Origin of the sequence: Bradyrhizobium jicamae, assembly GCF_018130695.1 — a bacterium.
Classification (GTDB): Bacteria; Pseudomonadota; Alphaproteobacteria; order Rhizobiales; family Xanthobacteraceae; genus Bradyrhizobium; species Bradyrhizobium jicamae_B.
The window spans coordinates 39,369-52,963 of record NZ_JAFCJX010000009.1 but is presented as its reverse complement, the minus strand read 5'-3'; the positions used below and the strand labels follow the sequence as shown (position 1 = coordinate 52,963).

14 protein-coding genes are annotated in these 13,595 nt (G+C 64.7%); 2 read left to right on the top strand and 12 right to left on the bottom strand.

Features of this window, described 5'->3' with window-relative positions; all coding sequences use genetic code 11:
* Nucleotides 1–114: 114 nt before the first annotated feature.
* Both JQ604_RS14465 and JQ604_RS14460 read right to left on the bottom strand, forming a co-directional pair.
* Nucleotides 115–963, bottom strand: a complete 849-nt coding sequence (locus JQ604_RS14465; protein WP_212358089.1) for an alpha/beta fold hydrolase — start codon at nt 961–963, stop codon at nt 115–117.
* Entirely contained in the window at nt 960–1,331 is a 372-nt protein-coding gene (locus JQ604_RS14460) for a hypothetical protein (RefSeq protein ID WP_212358088.1), read from the bottom strand. The genes JQ604_RS14465 and JQ604_RS14460 overlap by 4 nt, the downstream gene beginning before the upstream one ends.
* A gap of 429 nt (nt 1,332–1,760) precedes the next feature.
* On the opposite strand from JQ604_RS14460, the gene JQ604_RS14455 reads away from it, so the two are divergent.
* Entirely contained in the window at nt 1,761–2,030 is a 270-nt protein-coding gene (locus JQ604_RS14455; protein ID WP_212358087.1) for a hypothetical protein, read from the top strand.
* A gap of 206 nt (nt 2,031–2,236) precedes the next feature.
* Here JQ604_RS14455 and JQ604_RS14450 read toward each other — a convergent pair whose 3' ends face one another.
* From JQ604_RS14450 to JQ604_RS14435, 4 genes are all read right to left on the bottom strand, one after another.
* Entirely contained in the window at nt 2,237–2,485 is a 249-nt protein-coding gene (locus tag JQ604_RS14450; protein WP_212358086.1) for a DUF6719 family protein, read from the bottom strand.
* A 184-nt stretch (nt 2,486–2,669) separates the two neighbouring features.
* Complete coding sequence (locus JQ604_RS14445) at nt 2,670–3,380, bottom strand: outer membrane protein (protein WP_212358085.1); 711 nt, start codon at nt 3,378–3,380, stop codon at nt 2,670–2,672.
* A 267-nt stretch (nt 3,381–3,647) separates the two neighbouring features.
* The gene (locus JQ604_RS14440) at nt 3,648–4,082 is read right to left on the bottom strand and encodes a hypothetical protein (RefSeq protein ID WP_212358084.1); all 435 of its coding nucleotides are present in this window, start codon (nt 4,080–4,082) and stop codon (nt 3,648–3,650) included.
* Nucleotides 4,083–4,282: 200 nt separating this feature from the next.
* Nucleotides 4,283–4,609 (bottom strand): His-rich protein BRANT, encoded by a 327-nt coding sequence (locus JQ604_RS14435; RefSeq protein ID WP_212358083.1) that lies wholly within the window; start codon nt 4,607–4,609, stop codon nt 4,283–4,285.
* A 322-nt stretch (nt 4,610–4,931) separates the two neighbouring features.
* Between JQ604_RS14435 and JQ604_RS14430 the strand changes: the two genes are divergently transcribed.
* Nucleotides 4,932–5,471: a tetratricopeptide repeat protein gene (locus JQ604_RS14430; protein WP_212358082.1), complete on the top strand. Its 540-nt coding sequence runs from the start codon at nt 4,932–4,934 to the stop codon at nt 5,469–5,471.
* A gap of 73 nt (nt 5,472–5,544) precedes the next feature.
* Here the strand turns inward: JQ604_RS14430 and JQ604_RS14425 are convergent, their stop codons facing one another.
* From JQ604_RS14425 to JQ604_RS14400, 6 genes are all read right to left on the bottom strand, one after another.
* Nucleotides 5,545–6,705: an MFS transporter gene (locus JQ604_RS14425; protein ID WP_349631102.1), complete on the bottom strand. Its 1,161-nt coding sequence runs from the start codon at nt 6,703–6,705 to the stop codon at nt 5,545–5,547.
* Nucleotides 6,706–6,997: 292 nt separating this feature from the next.
* Nucleotides 6,998–7,249, bottom strand: a complete 252-nt coding sequence (locus tag JQ604_RS14420; RefSeq protein ID WP_212358080.1) for a hypothetical protein — start codon at nt 7,247–7,249, stop codon at nt 6,998–7,000.
* Nucleotides 7,250–7,326: 77 nt separating this feature from the next.
* Nucleotides 7,327–8,445 carry an acyltransferase family protein gene (locus JQ604_RS14415; RefSeq protein WP_349631101.1) on the bottom strand — a complete coding sequence of 373 codons (1,119 nt, stop codon included), beginning with the start codon at nt 8,443–8,445 and terminating at the stop codon, nt 7,327–7,329.
* Between the two features lie 128 nt (nt 8,446–8,573).
* Nucleotides 8,574–11,732 (bottom strand): efflux RND transporter permease subunit, encoded by a 3,159-nt coding sequence (locus tag JQ604_RS14410; RefSeq protein ID WP_212358079.1) that lies wholly within the window; start codon nt 11,730–11,732, stop codon nt 8,574–8,576.
* Complete coding sequence (locus JQ604_RS14405; RefSeq protein WP_212358078.1) at nt 11,729–13,165, bottom strand: efflux RND transporter periplasmic adaptor subunit; 1,437 nt, start codon at nt 13,163–13,165, stop codon at nt 11,729–11,731. Before JQ604_RS14405 ends, JQ604_RS14410 begins: the two co-directional genes overlap by 4 nt.
* Nucleotides 13,162–13,569, bottom strand: a complete 408-nt coding sequence (locus JQ604_RS14400; protein WP_212358077.1) for a FixH family protein — start codon at nt 13,567–13,569, stop codon at nt 13,162–13,164. Before JQ604_RS14400 ends, JQ604_RS14405 begins: the two co-directional genes overlap by 4 nt.
* Between the last annotated feature and the right edge of the window lie 26 nt (nt 13,570–13,595).

The following is a 13,595-nucleotide window of genomic DNA, read 5'->3' as shown; positions in this document are numbered from 1 at the left end:
GCGGAGATTAGCCAGCCCCCCTGAAACGACAAGGGGTCCCTGCCCAGCCGTCGACGTTCTTCGCTTGAGTCACGACGCGCGGCACGGTCGCGTCTCGCGCCGCCGTTTCGCGTCTCAACGTCCGTCGATCTTCTCCAGCACCGGCAGCAGGTGTTTTAGAAACTCATCCGGATTCTCGCTCATCGGAAAGTGCCCGAGGCCCTTCATGATGGTGGCCTCGCAGCCGGGAATGCTGTTCGCCACCGCCAGCGTCTCCTCCGGCGTGCAGGAATAATCGTATTCGCCGGACAGCAGGAACAGCGGACAGCGCCGCGTGTCGATCTCGGCAACGCGGGTGCGGATGTCGCCGTCGATCTTGTAGAAATACAGATCGCCCTTGAACACGCCGGGACCGCCCTGCATGTAGTGCCAGAGCGTCTCCCACTTCTCCTTGTCGGGCGCATCGGGGCCGACCAGGCCGGAGACGATAGCGCCGCAGACCTCGCCGCCATGGACGTCGGCGCGATGCAGGAAATTCAGATCGTAATAGGGATCGACATGCGCGCCGGCCTGCAGGCCGATGATGGCGCGAAACGCCTCCGGATGCTCCAGCGCCAGATGCAGCGCGATGCGGCCGCCGATCGAGCAGCCGATCAGGATCGGGCGGTCGAGCTCGAGCGCGCGCATCACCTCGAGGATCATCGCCGTGTAGTGCGCGGAGGTCAGCTGATACTCCTCGTCGTGCCAGCCCGCCGGCGGCGACGATTTGCCGTGCCAGGGCATGTCGAAGGCGATGACGCGGTGATGGCGCGTGATGCGCGGATCGTTCATCAGCGCGCGATATTGCCGCCCGTCGCTGCCGGCGGTGTGCAGGCAAAACAGCGGCGTGCCCCGGCCTGCTTCCTCGACATAGATCCGGTGCGGACGGCCAAAGAGATCGAGCTGCATGTAGCGGCCGATGATCGGCTCGAATCTTGCGCTCATGCGGCGGCTCCTTCCACCGCGCGCAGCTTGGCGAGCACGTCCTTGAAGTAGCGCAGATTGGCCATGAAGATTTGCAGGTCGCCATCGACCCTCAGCACGCGACGCTTGATCAGCGCCATCAGGTCGTTGGCACCCGGCGGCGGCCGTTTGCTCCAGAATTTTGCCCACTCCTCCGCCGGCGCGCGCAGCGCGAGCGACGAGGACGGCATCACGAACGGACCCTTCGTCACCGCGCTGATCCGCCCCTGATGGATCGCGATCAGCCACGCCGTTGCGCCGACCTCGAGCAGCACCGTCGTGGTGAGATAGCGCCCGCGCCGCAATAGCGCAGCGTCGGCGTTGACCCGTTCCTGCAGCGACTCGATCATCGGCACCATCCCATGCACCTGCGCCCCGTTGATCGGCGCGCTCGTTGTTGGCGGCAATGATGAAGAGAATGAGCGGGCCGTCAATCGGCCCGAGACGACAGGGCTAGAGCCACGCCCAGACCAGCGCGACATTCGCGGCGCAGGCCGCGAGCAGCGCAACCGTCAGCGTGAACTGCACGCGTTCGTTCGGGGTTGGCAGGATCGCTCTCATGGGCTGGAGCATCCGGCGATTCTACCTCGGGAGTCCCGAGGATTCTTTTTTCGGGGATTCACCTCTCGTTAAAGACTCAGGGCACCCCGTAAATGGGTCCGAAATGACTCACATTTTCAACGGGTTGCTCACGGTTCCGTGAACGACGGACAGCCCCGGCCGCCGGAAACCAGTTCCCGGGGCTTGGCGTTATCCGCTCTCTCGCAGGAAACCGACCGATGCCCTACGCCCTCTTCAGCCACGACGCCCGGATCAGCAAGGCCTACCCGACCGAGGCCGACGTGTGGATGATCGCCCGCAAGAGCGGCCTCGTCGTCGACGCCATCTCGGAGGAGGAAAAGGCCACGCCCCGCCCGGTGCTCGACAATGAATATGAGATCCGGCCGTGCCAGCTCGAGCCGCACGAGGACCCCGCACGCAACAAGGCGGAGGCTGAACGCGAGGCCCAGACGGAGCCGGAGCTGATCGCCACCCAGACACAGCACTAAAGCGCGATGAGATCATCGCGCTCTAGCTCTTTGTTTGAGCATGATCTTTTCCAAAAACCGCTGCATGCTCTTCCGGATCATGCTCGAGCGCAATCCGCTCGCGGGCAAGCGAGGGCGTTGGGCAGAGCTCTTGATTTTGGGGGGAGCAGACTCCACGCCCCGGTGCGCGGTTGGCGGACCGGGTCAGATATGGGGGTGTCGCGGCCTTACGGCGACGCGGTCGCGAGCGACGCCTGCTCGCCGGAGAGCGACACGCAGACTTTCCGGCGGTGCAGCCCCCGGATCGCGCCGGTCACCTTGAGCACCTTTCCGGTCGGGCAGGAGAAATCCTGCACGAAGGCGATCTCATAGGGCGCCAGGATCAGAGGTTCAGACTTCAGGATGGTCTGGGCGACGCACGGCACTGAAGCCGCAGTGACCGCAGAGACGATCAGCCCTAACGCAATTGCACGCATGTTTGTTTGTCCACCAGCCCCGGCGACTGCATAATAGCGCATCAACGGTGAAGGTTCCGTGCAATGCGGAAAATATTTTTGCATTGCAGCTGCGACAGACTGTCATGCGTGTCGGCGCAAAGGGCAGCGCCCAAACAAAAAGGCCGGCGAAGACGCCGGCCTTTCGTATTCAGCTCCGAGGCGATCAGTACCGGCTGCCGGTCGGGCCACCCCAACCGAAGCGATAGTTGACGCCCAGCTTGACGGTGTGTTCGTCGTTCTTGAGGCTCGCGCCGACGATGTCAGCCGGGCCGCCCGTGAACGTCGTCTTGCCGAAATTGTAATACTGGTACTCGGCCTTGGCCGACCAGTTCGGCGCGAACATGTATTCGAGGCCGGCGCCGACCGTGTAGCCGTTCTGGTTGTTGCCGCTGGTGGTGAAGGCCGTCGGCACGCCGGCGACGGCGACGCCGATATTGTTGTTGTCGCGCCAGGCATAACCGCCCTTGGCGTAGAGCAGCGCCGGACCCCAGGTGTAGCCCAAGCGGCCGGTCACCGAACCGAGCTGGTCCGAATTGCCGGTCACGACCGTACCGGCCGGGAACACGGTGTTGCTGCTGCCGCCGCTGAGCCAGGAGTACTGGGCTTCGATACCCATCACCCAGTTCGGCGCGAACTGATAGTCGAAGCCGCCCTGCACGCCGCCGAGGAAGCGCGTGTCCGCGCCCATCAGGTTGGTGCCGTCGGTGAAGGCGCCACCGACATGGCCGCCGATGTAGAAGCCGGTCCAATTGTAGACCACCGCCGGTGCGGTGTAGGGCGGCGCCTTGGTGTAGGTGCGGGCCGGCATGTCCGCCGCAAACGCTGGGCTCGCAAGGGCGGCCAAGGCGGCGGTGCCGAGCAGAAACTTCTTCATTTTCAATCCCCGTTACTGACGCTGCGATATCAATCCAAACAACGTGACCTCAATTGGGTTGCTTTGAGGCGACGCCGGGTGGCGATGTTTCCGAACTGTGATAGCCGCGCCACAAAGCCGTTTTGTTCCATCGCATGGCGAGCTTTTTCAGTCGGTTAAATGACCGCATTCCGGCTGAACATGTAGTCATCCGTGGCAAAGGTTCGGTTCAAAGCTCCCTGAAAAGTGATCGGATGGTGATAACGATCCGCTCACCTTTGAGGTGGCCTACCGCGACATCTTTTCCAGGTCGGGAAAGGCGGCATAGGCCGCGCCGGCGCAGGGCTCGCTGGCGTTCTCGAGCACGCGCTCGAGCCGGCCGTCGACGAACATGATCGCCCGCTCGCGCGCCGGGCGGTAATTGCCGTCGGAATCGCGGGCGCTGTAGCGCACGCACGCCACATAGCGCAGCCGCCCGCCGATGGTGCGCTGGACCGGATCGGCAATGCCAGCCTCGCGCACGCCGACCGGATTGTTCAGGTAGGTGTGCATGAACGCCAGGATCTCCGGACGATAGTTGTTCGGATAGGGCTGGTCGGCCACGCCGCGGTCGGCGGTGTAGGAAGTCGGGCTGCTGCCGTCGCCATCGCTGAGACAGCCAGCAAGCACGATCGGCAGCAGCAGCGCTGCGATCCCTGAAATGCCCCTGCGTCGAATTGTCATTCACGGTCCCCTGCGGTGTCTTAGACCGGCAGGCGCAGGAAGGGAATTCGCATCTAGGTTATCGCAGGCCGACAAACTCGGCCGAACAAGCCACCGGCCCGCCGCCATTGGGGAAGCAATGGCGGACGGGCCGGGTTCTAAGCCAGACGGACACGGGTGCGGGGGGCAATGTGGATGGGCCGCGCCCGTTTGGCTCAGTCTCAGCCGCGCTTCGGCTGCGCGATGTGCTTGGTCGCGACCTTCGGCGTCACGTGCTTGACGTGATGGGACGCGAATTTCGGCGCCTTCACCTTCAGCATGCCCATGTGCTTGTGGTGACGGTGATGGCGATAGTGCTTGTGGTGATGGCCGCCCATCCTGGCGTTGGCGTTCAGCACCTTGCTCGGCAGCTGCTCGCTCTTGATGATGGGCGCGGTCTTGCTGACCGGCGCGGGTGCTTTCGGCGTGGTCTTGACGGCCTCACCGGCGAAGGCGGGCGCGGCGATCATGGACACGGCGATGAGCGCTGCGGAAATCGTCTTCAACATGGTTGTCTCCTCGGTTCCTGATCGGAGGTCCCCGGCCGGGTGGTCGGCCTCGTCGATCGATGCATCCGAACTTAAGGAGGCGGCGCTGAACCCGTTCTGAAGCCCGCGTGCGGTTTGCGTTCATCTGCATGACATCTTGTTCATGCGGCGCGGCCGCGATCGATCGCGGCGAATCCCCTGGTCAAGCCGGGAATGTTCCCGCAGCGCGGGTGTTCAAATCAGCGGGCCCCGGTATAGGATGAACGGGCCGAGGGCATGACCGCGCTTTGCCCGCCCTGTGCCGCTTTGATTTAGCTTGCCTGCCTTCCAACTGGAGAGACGCATGAAGAAATTCACGATCAGGCTCTTGACCCTTGCGATGCTGTCGCTGACGCTTGCCGCAGCGCCGGTCTTCACGACGGTCTATGCCGCGCCGGACAACGATCCGCCGCCGCCGCCCAAGGACAAGAAGAAGAAATCGGAAGTGACCCGGCCCGACAGCACGCAGACCGCGTTCGCCGACGGCTATCGCGCCGCCTATGCCGCGATCTACGACCGCCACGATTACTCCGGTGCGATCACCCAGCTGAAGGCGCTCGGCCACGACGACATGGCCGCCGTCGCCAATCTAATCGGCTACTCCTATCGCAAGCTCGGCGACTACAAGGTCTCGCAGATCTGGTACGAGCGCGCGCTGAAGGCCGACCCGAACCACGTCAAGACCTGGCAGTATTACGGCCTGTGGCAGGTCGAACAGGGCAACCGCGACCAGGCGCAGTATCACCTCAACCGCATCGCGCAGCTCGCCGGCACCGGCAGCGAGGAATATCGCTCGCTGGCCGCGGCACTGGAGAAGCCGCCGGGCACTGGGCTGGTGTACTGAGCGAGCACGCGTTGAACGAATAGAAACGGCGCCGTCGCAACGACGGCGCCGTTTTTGTTTTGCGATTCGGCGCTCAAACTACCCGCCGTCGCCCGAGCAGCACCAGCATCCCGAGCGAACTGATCGAGCACAGCATCGTCAACCCCAGCAGCGCATCGCTGCCGACGCGGATCAACAGTGCCGCCAGCATCGGCGGCGACGCCGCGGCGATCAGATTCAGCGGCAGCGCGATCTGCGACATCGCCTTCGCGAAGGCCGTCTGGTCGTAGAACGCCAGCGGAATGGTCGAGCGCGCCACCGCCATCGCGCCGCTGCCGAGGCCGTACAGCAGGATGAAGGCCCCGATCGCCCAATAGGCGCCGTGGCCGAAGATCAGGACCAGCATCGCGGCCGGCATCAATGCGCTCGCCACCACGCCGGTGGTGACGCTATCCCAGCGTCCGCCGCCGAGGAAGTCGACGCCGCGCGCCGACACCTGCACGATTCCGAGCGACGCACCGAACGCGACGGCCTGCGGCGCAGGCAGCCCCTGCGCCTTCAACAGCTCCACCAGCACCGCACTGAGGCCGAACGAGACGAAGGCGCTCGACGCCAGTGCCGCGACCAGCAGCAGGAACGTGCTGCGATCGGCGGCCCGGTGCGGGCTCGGCCGCGGCGCCGACGCCGCAGCCGGGATCACCATTGTCCCGCGACGCGGCAGGCCGAACGCATAGAGCGGCAGGCAGATCAGCGCCAGCAGGCCTGCGTTGACCAGGCAGGTGCCGCGCCAGCCGACGTGCGCCGCGATAAACGCCGTGGTCGGCCAGAAGATGCTGCTGGACAATCCCGTCACCAGCATCAGCCCGCCGATCGCGCCCTTGGCGTTCTTGCCCGCAACCTCGTTGAGCATGATGTGCGCAGCCGTCGTCAGCGTCCCGCTGCCGGATAGCCCGAGGATCACCCAGGCGATGAAATAGACGATGGCGTGCTGCGCGAACGCCATCACGACGAAGCCCGCCGCCGCCACCACGACGCCCGTCATCATGACCCGCCGCGCGCCGGCGCGCCGGAACGGCGTTGCCAGCAGCGGCGCGCACAGCCCCATCACGACATAGAGCACCGACGTGCCGGCGAACACCGATGCGAGGTCGATATGGAAATCGTCGGCGAGCTGGTTGCCGACGATCGCCGGCAGGCCGAGCGTGCCCCACGCGATCAGTTGCCCGATGGCGAGCACGACCATGATGCCGGCCATCCGCCGGTCCATCCCCAACAACCGCCCCTGCCCGTCCATCGCCTGCCCGCGCCTCATCGACGCGTTTGGCTAGAGCATGATCCGGAAAAGTGTGAAGACGCGTTTGGCTAGAGCATGATCCGGAAAAGTGTGAAGCGGTTTTCCGAAAAGATCATGCTCAAACAAAGACCTAAAGCGCGATGATGATTCGACCCAATCTCATCGCGCTTTAGCCGATTTGGGGAACAGGGAGAAGTTCGGGAAGCGGGTGGCGGGATGCGCGCAGCGAAGGGATCGCGCCAATCGGCGCGCTTTACGGAAAATGCTCCCGGCGCGGCTTCGGCTTTGGCCCGTTCGAGACACCGACCGTGCCCGCCTCCGGCTTCGGCGCCCGCGCGCCATGGTCGATCGGCGGGCCGCTGTCGCCGGTCTTCTTGTTGGCGTTCTGGGCCTGCCCCGTCGTCGTGACGTTGGCCGCCTCCCCCGCTTGCGGACCGGAACTCTGCGCCAGCACCGTCCCGGAGACCATCAAGGCTGCCACCAGCAGTGTCGCGTTGAGCTTCATGGAGTTGTCTTTCCCGTCCGAAGAATTTGCCAACGCGTGAGCCGGACGGGCGTTCCATCAGGGGACTTCGACCTTGGTCAAATAGACCGGGCGACGTCGCCTGTGGCCGGCTTCAGCGACGACGGCCAGCCATGTCTCGCGGCCAGTGCGGTCAGCGTGTCCCTGGTCCAGCGATGCGCGGGACGTTCGACGAAACGCCAGACCGCCCAGGCCAGCAGCACCGCCGCCGCGACGATCGCCCCCGTGAGCAGGGCCGCGTGCTGCGTGGGCGCGATCGCCGCGAAGATCACGTAGCCGGTCTGCATGTGCAGCAGATAGAGCGGATAGGTGATGCCGCCGGCGGCGAGCACCAGGCTTGCCGGCAGCGGCACCCGCCGGATCCGCGTCGCGATGAACAGCACGACAATCGAGACCACGCAGATCGCAGCGACGATGCGCGGATCGAACGTCCCGCCGGTGTGCACGTCGAGGCGCTCCAGCTTGTGCACGGCCTGAAACACCGAGGTGGCCGACGCGAGCAGCAACAGCGCGTAGAGCCTGATATCGCGACGCCCGCGAAAATGCTCATAGAGCAAGAGGCCGACAGCGAAGAAGCCGCTGTCATCGGCCATGAAGAGTTTTTCCAGGATCGGCGCGTCGATCGTCAGCTCATTGGCAAAGGTGATGGCAAGCCACACCAGGATGATGGCATCGATCCGCCGCGGAAACAGCCCGAGCGCCAGCAACAGCGCGACCCAGCCGTAGAACACCACCTCGATCACCAGCGACCAGTACGACGTATCGACATAGCGCTCACCGAGCGCGGGCGCGGCGATGATCAGATTGGCCAGCCATTGCCGGATCGTCGCGTCGAAATGCGTGCCGCCGAACAGCACAATGATCGCGAAGGTCAGCGTCATGCAGATGACGAAGGTCGGATAGATCCGGCTGAACCGCGCGATCGCAAAACCCGCCGGCGTGCGCCCCTCCGCCGAATAGGCGATCACGAAGCCGCTGATGATGAAGAACACGGGGACGCCGAGGAAGCCGTATTGCGCGAAGCCGGCAAGCCAGGGCATCGCCACCTGCGGCACGCCATGCGATGCCGGTCCCCAGAACCCGTAGTGATAGAGCACGACCGCGCCCACGGCCGCCAGACGCAAGAGGTCCAGCACCGGCACTCGTGAGGCATCGCGTCGATCGTCGGCGTGGGGCACGCGGGCATTCCCTCAAGGAAATCCCGGCAATACTCCCCCGAACGGCTGAATAGGCCCTTAACCCGGCTGCAGAATTCACGATCAAGCGTCCTGGAAATGGGCATCACCGCCGAACGGTTTTCAAGCGGTCAGACTTCTCCGAAGGACGACCGTACCATTCCCCTCTCCCGCTCGGCGGCCCGGAACTCCACTCCCTTCACAACGGCAAAGATCGCAGGGATCACGATCAGCGTCAGCAGGGTCGACGAGATCATGCCGCCGATCATCGGAACGGCGATGCGCTGCATGATCTCCGAGCCGGTGCCGCTGCTCCACATGATCGGCAGCAGCCCCGCCATGATCGCCACCACCGTCATCATCTTCGGGCGAACGCGCTCGACCGCGCCTTCCATGATGGCACCGTTGAGGTCCGCCTGGTCGATCGCGCGTCCCTCGGCCTCACGTCGCGCGCGCACATCCGCCAGCGCGTGATTGAGGTAGATCAGCATCACGACGCCGGTTTCGGCGGCGACGCCGGCGAGCGCGATGAATCCCACGGCGACCGCGACCGACAGATTGAACCCGAGCCACCACATCAGCCAGAGCCCCCCGACCAGCGCGAACGGCAGCGACAGCATGACGATGACAGTCTCCGTCACCGAACGGAAGTTGAGGTAGAGCAGGAGGAAGATGATCACGAGCGTCACCGGCACGACGATCCTCAAGCGCGCGGTGGCACGTTCGAGATATTCGTACTGCCCGCTCCAGACCGCGTAGGTGCCGGCGGGAAAGCGGATCTTGTCCTGCACGGCGCGCTGCGCATCAGTGACATAGCCGCCGAGATCGCGGTCGCGGATGTCGACATAGAGATAGGTCGCGAGCTGTCCGTTCTCCGTCCGGATCGAGGTCGGCCCGCGCGTGAACGCCACATCCGCGACCTCGCCGAGCGGAACCGCGCCGCCGCGCGGCATCGGCACCAGCACCTCGCTCGCGATCGCCTTCGGATTGTCGCGGAGATCGCGGGGATAGCGCATGGTAACGACAAAGCGCTGCCGTCCTTCCACCGTCGTGGTCACGCTCTGGCCGCCGAGTGCCGACGCAATCGTGTCCTGCACGTCCTGCACCATGATGCCGTAGCGCGACAGTGCCTCGCGGTTGGGCGTGATCTCGAGGTAGTAGCCGCCGAGGCCGCGCTCCGCATAGGCCGACGAGGTGCCGGGGACCGTCTTCAGCACCTGCTCGATCTGCTTTGCCAGCCGATCGATCTCGACCAGGTCGGTGCCGATCACCTTGACCCCGATCGGGGTGCGGATGCCGGTCGAGAGCATGTCGATGCGCGCCTTGATCGGCATGGTCCAGGCGTTGGAGACACCGGGAAACTGCAAGGCTCTGTCCATCTCGGCGATCAGGCTGTCGGTCGTCACCCCGGCCCGCCATTCCTGCTTCGGCTTGAGATTGATCACCGTCTCGAACATCTCCGGCGGCGCCGGATCGGTCGCCGTCGCGGCGCGGCCGGCCTTGCCGTAGACCGAGGCGACCTCAGGAAAAGTCCTGATGATCCGGTCCTGGGTCTGCATCAATTCGGCCGCCTTGGTGACGGAAATGCCGGGCAGCGTCGTCGGCATATAGAGCAGCGTGCCCTCGTCGAGATTGGGCATGAACTCGGTGCCAAGCTGCCGCGCCGGCCAGACCGAGGCCGCGAGCACGGCCAGCGCCAGCACGATCACCAGCGTCTTGGCCCGCAGCACGCCTTTGATCACCGGACGATAGATCCAGATCAGGAAGCGGTTGATCGGATTCCTGTGCTCGGGGACGATCCTGCCGCGCACGAAGATCACCATCAGCGCCGGCACCAGCGTCACCGACAGCAGCGCTGCCGCTGCCATCGCGAACGTCTTGGTGAACGCGAGCGGGCTGAACAGCCGTCCCTCCTGCTGCTCCAGCGTGAAGATCGGCATGAACGACACCGTGATGATCAAGAGGCTGAAGAACAGCGCCGGCCCCACCTCGGAGGCCGCCTCGATCAGGACCGCAACACGCGGCTTGCCGGGCTCGGCCCGCTCCAGATGCTTGTGCGCGTTCTCGATCATCACGATCGCGGCATCGATCATGGCGCCGATCGCGATCGCAATACCGCCGAGGCTCATGATGTTGGAGCCGATCCCGAGCAGCTTCATGGCACCGAATGCCATCAGCACGCCGACCGGCAGCATCAGGATCGCGACCAGCGCGCTGCGGACGTGCAGCAGGAACACGATGCACACCAGTGCGACCACGAGGCTCTCTTCAAGCAACGTGCGCCGCAGCGTGTCGATTGCCGCCTTGATCAAATTCGAGCGGTCATAGACCGGCACGATCTCGACCGATTTGGGCAGGCTGGTCGCGATCTCCTTAAAGCGCTTCTTGACGCTCTCGATCACATCGAGCGCGTTCATGCCGAAGCGCTGCAGCACGATGCCGCTGGCCACCTCGCCCTCGCCGTTCAATTCGGCGATACCGCGCCGTTCGTCGGGACCGAGCTCGACACGGGCGACGTCGCGCAGCAGCACCGGCGTGCCATTGTCGGTCTTCAACACGACGTTGCCGAGATCGTTGATGCTCTTGAGATAACCGCGGCCGCGGATCACATATTCGAACTCGGAGAGTTCGACGGTGCGGCCGCCGACATCGGCATTGCTGGCGCGGATCGCATCCCGCATCTTTGGCATGGTGATGCCGAGATCGCGCATCCGCTGCGGATCGAGCACGACATTGTATTGCTTGACGAAGCCGCCGACGCTCGCGACTTCGGCCACCCCTTCGGCCTTGGCGAGTGCAAACTTCAAATTCCAGTCCTGGATCGTCCGCGTGTCCGCCAGGTTCAATTCCCTGGACATGATGGCGTATTGGTAGACCCAGCCGACGCCGGTGGCGTCGGGGCCGATCGTCGGCGTCACTCCGGCCGGCAGCCGCGACGTCGCGCCGTTGAGGAATTCGAGCACGCGCGAGCGCGCCCAGTAGATGTCGGTGCCGTCCTCGAAAATGACATAGACAAAGGAAACGCCGAAGAACGAGAAGCCGCGCACGACCCTCGACTTCGGCACGGTCAGCATCGCCGTGGTCAGCGGATAGGTGACCTGATCCTCGATCACCTGCGGCGCCTGGCCGGAATATTCGGTGTAGACGATCACCTGCGTGTCGGAGAGATCGGGGATCGCATCGAGCGGCAGATGCAGCAGCGCGTAAAGGCCGGCGGCGGCCGCAAAGCCGGTGCCAAACAGCACCAGCAGCAGATTGCGCGCCGACCAGGCGATGAGGCGGGCGATCATGGCTTGGCCCCCATGCTGCCAGCACGCTCAGAAGATGACGCGCTGTTGGCGTCGGCAAAGCCCTTCAACGCCGCCTTGAGGTTGCTTTCGGCGTCGATCAGGAAGTTCGCCGACGTCACGACGGCGTCACCCTCGGCGAGACCGTCCTTGACTTCGACATAGCCGCCGCCATGCCGACCGAGCTTGACCTCGCGCGGCTCGAACCGGCCCTCGCCCTTGTCGACCAGAACGGCCTGACGCGTGCCGCTGTCGAGCACCGCGCTGTCGCGGACGGCGAGCACCGGCTCGCTCGTCCCGGTCTCGATCTCCGCATCGACATACATCTCCGGCCGCAACAGCTCGTCGGGATTGGGCACCTCGATCCGGATGCGCGCGGTCCGGGTCTGGGCGTTGAGGTGCGGATAGATCAGCGACACGGTGCCGGCAAAACTCTGACCGCGGAGTGCGCGGGGCCTGATCGTCACCTTGGTTCCGACCGTGACCTGCGCCAGGTCGCGCTCGGCAACGTCGAGCAGCACCCACACCAGCCGATGATCGGCGATCCGGAACAGGACGTCGCCGGGCCCGGCCCGCATGCCGTTGACCGCATTGCGTTCGAGAATTTCGCCGTCCTGCGGCGCGAGCCACGGGACTGATAGGGAAATGTCGCGGGTGCGCTCCAGCTCCCTGATAGCCGGCTCCGGCGTCGCAAGATTCTCCAGCCGCCGGCGCGCGCCTTTCAGCGCCTGCCCTGTCGCGCCGGCATTGAAGGCGGAGAGATATTCGGCTGCGGCGCTCGACAGCGCCGGGCTATACACGTTCATGAGCACCTGTCCCTTGTGGACGTGCTCGCCGGTGGTGACGTTGGCGACGCTTTCGACAAAGCCTTCGAAGCGCAACGCGACCACCGAAATGCGCCGTTCGTCTTCCTGCACCGTGCCCGGCGCGCGGATGATCGATCGCACGGTTTGCCGCACGACCGGCTCGGATCTGGCGCCGGTGCGCTGGATCTTGCCCGGCGAAAGTTTCACGGAGCCGTCGTCGTTGTCCTCGCCCTCGTAGACGGCGATATAGTCCATCCCCATGGAATCCTTCTTCGGCACCGGCGAAGTGTCGGGAAGCCCCATCGGGTTGCGATAATATTTGACCTTGCGACTGACATTGGCCGTGGCGTTGCCTGCGGCCGAAGGTTCATCCGGCTTGTCGAAAGAGAGATCGGCGCCGGGCGGCACCGGCAGATAGTTGCGGCCATCGGTCGTTGTCTTCGGCATCAGCGAATAGAACGGCTTGCCGTCGGGATCGCGGAAATAGATCGGCGCCGCCGCATCGGCTGCGCGAATGGGAGACGCAACGAGGTTGGCTGCCAACCGTGGCAGGTCGCCACGTGCGACGAAAGAGGCGCCTGCCGCTGCGGCGATCGCAGCGGCGGCGCCAAGCCTGACCAGGCGGATCATTTGTCGGCCGTGATGACGAGCTTGTTGTCGACCGTGCCGGTCTCGCCCTGCACTTTTGCGCCGAGCGACAGCTGCCAGCGGCCCGCCATACTGAAGGTCGCCTTGAAGCGATAGGTGCCGGGCTCGGTGGCCGGCATGGCCATCACCTTGGTCAGCATTTCCTGCATGCCGTCAGGCGCCATGTCGAGCCGGGTTGCGAAGATCACGGCGTCGGAGACCGGTTTTCCGCTGGTCTTGTTAACCAGCCGCACCGTGACGATGCGATCGGCACCGGCCTGCACCGTCGGCTGCACGAGCTGGAATTCGTAGTTCTTGATGTCGGCGAGAGCCGGAGCAGCTGCGCTCATAATGGCAAAGCCGATCGACGCGGCCAGGATGGCGCGCGTAAAGCCAGAAGTTCTCATGATGCTGTTCCTCGATACGTCTGAGA

Bases quoted from the DNA above. Each gene is read 5' to 3' on its own strand.
- JQ604_RS14420 (WP_212358080.1), bottom strand. From the start codon at position 7,249: ATGAAGCTCAACGCGACACTGCTGGTGGCAGCCTTGATGGTCTCCGGG.
- JQ604_RS14455 (WP_212358087.1), top strand. From the start codon at position 1,761: ATGCCCTACGCCCTCTTCAGCCACGACGCCCGGATCAGCAAGGCCTAC.
- JQ604_RS14465 (WP_212358089.1), bottom strand. From the start codon at position 963: ATGAGCGCAAGATTCGAGCCGATCATCGGCCGCTACATGCAGCTCGAT.
- JQ604_RS14430 (WP_212358082.1), top strand. From the start codon at position 4,932: ATGAAGAAATTCACGATCAGGCTCTTGACCCTTGCGATGCTGTCGCTG.
- JQ604_RS14425 (WP_349631102.1), bottom strand. From the start codon at position 6,705: ATGGCCGGCATCATGGTCGTGCTCGCCATCGGGCAACTGATCGCGTGG.
- JQ604_RS14405 (WP_212358078.1), bottom strand. From the start codon at position 13,165: ATGATCCGCCTGGTCAGGCTTGGCGCCGCCGCTGCGATCGCCGCAGCG.
- JQ604_RS14435 (WP_212358083.1), bottom strand. From the start codon at position 4,609: ATGTTGAAGACGATTTCCGCAGCGCTCATCGCCGTGTCCATGATCGCC.
- JQ604_RS14460 (WP_212358088.1), bottom strand. From the start codon at position 1,331: ATGATCGAGTCGCTGCAGGAACGGGTCAACGCCGACGCTGCGCTATTG.
- JQ604_RS14400 (WP_212358077.1), bottom strand. From the start codon at position 13,569: ATGAGAACTTCTGGCTTTACGCGCGCCATCCTGGCCGCGTCGATCGGC.
- JQ604_RS14445 (WP_212358085.1), bottom strand. From the start codon at position 3,380: ATGAAGAAGTTTCTGCTCGGCACCGCCGCCTTGGCCGCCCTTGCGAGC.
- JQ604_RS14450 (WP_212358086.1), bottom strand. From the start codon at position 2,485: ATGCGTGCAATTGCGTTAGGGCTGATCGTCTCTGCGGTCACTGCGGCT.
- JQ604_RS14440 (WP_212358084.1), bottom strand. From the start codon at position 4,082: ATGACAATTCGACGCAGGGGCATTTCAGGGATCGCAGCGCTGCTGCTG.
- JQ604_RS14410 (WP_212358079.1), bottom strand. From the start codon at position 11,732: ATGATCGCCCGCCTCATCGCCTGGTCGGCGCGCAATCTGCTGCTGGTG.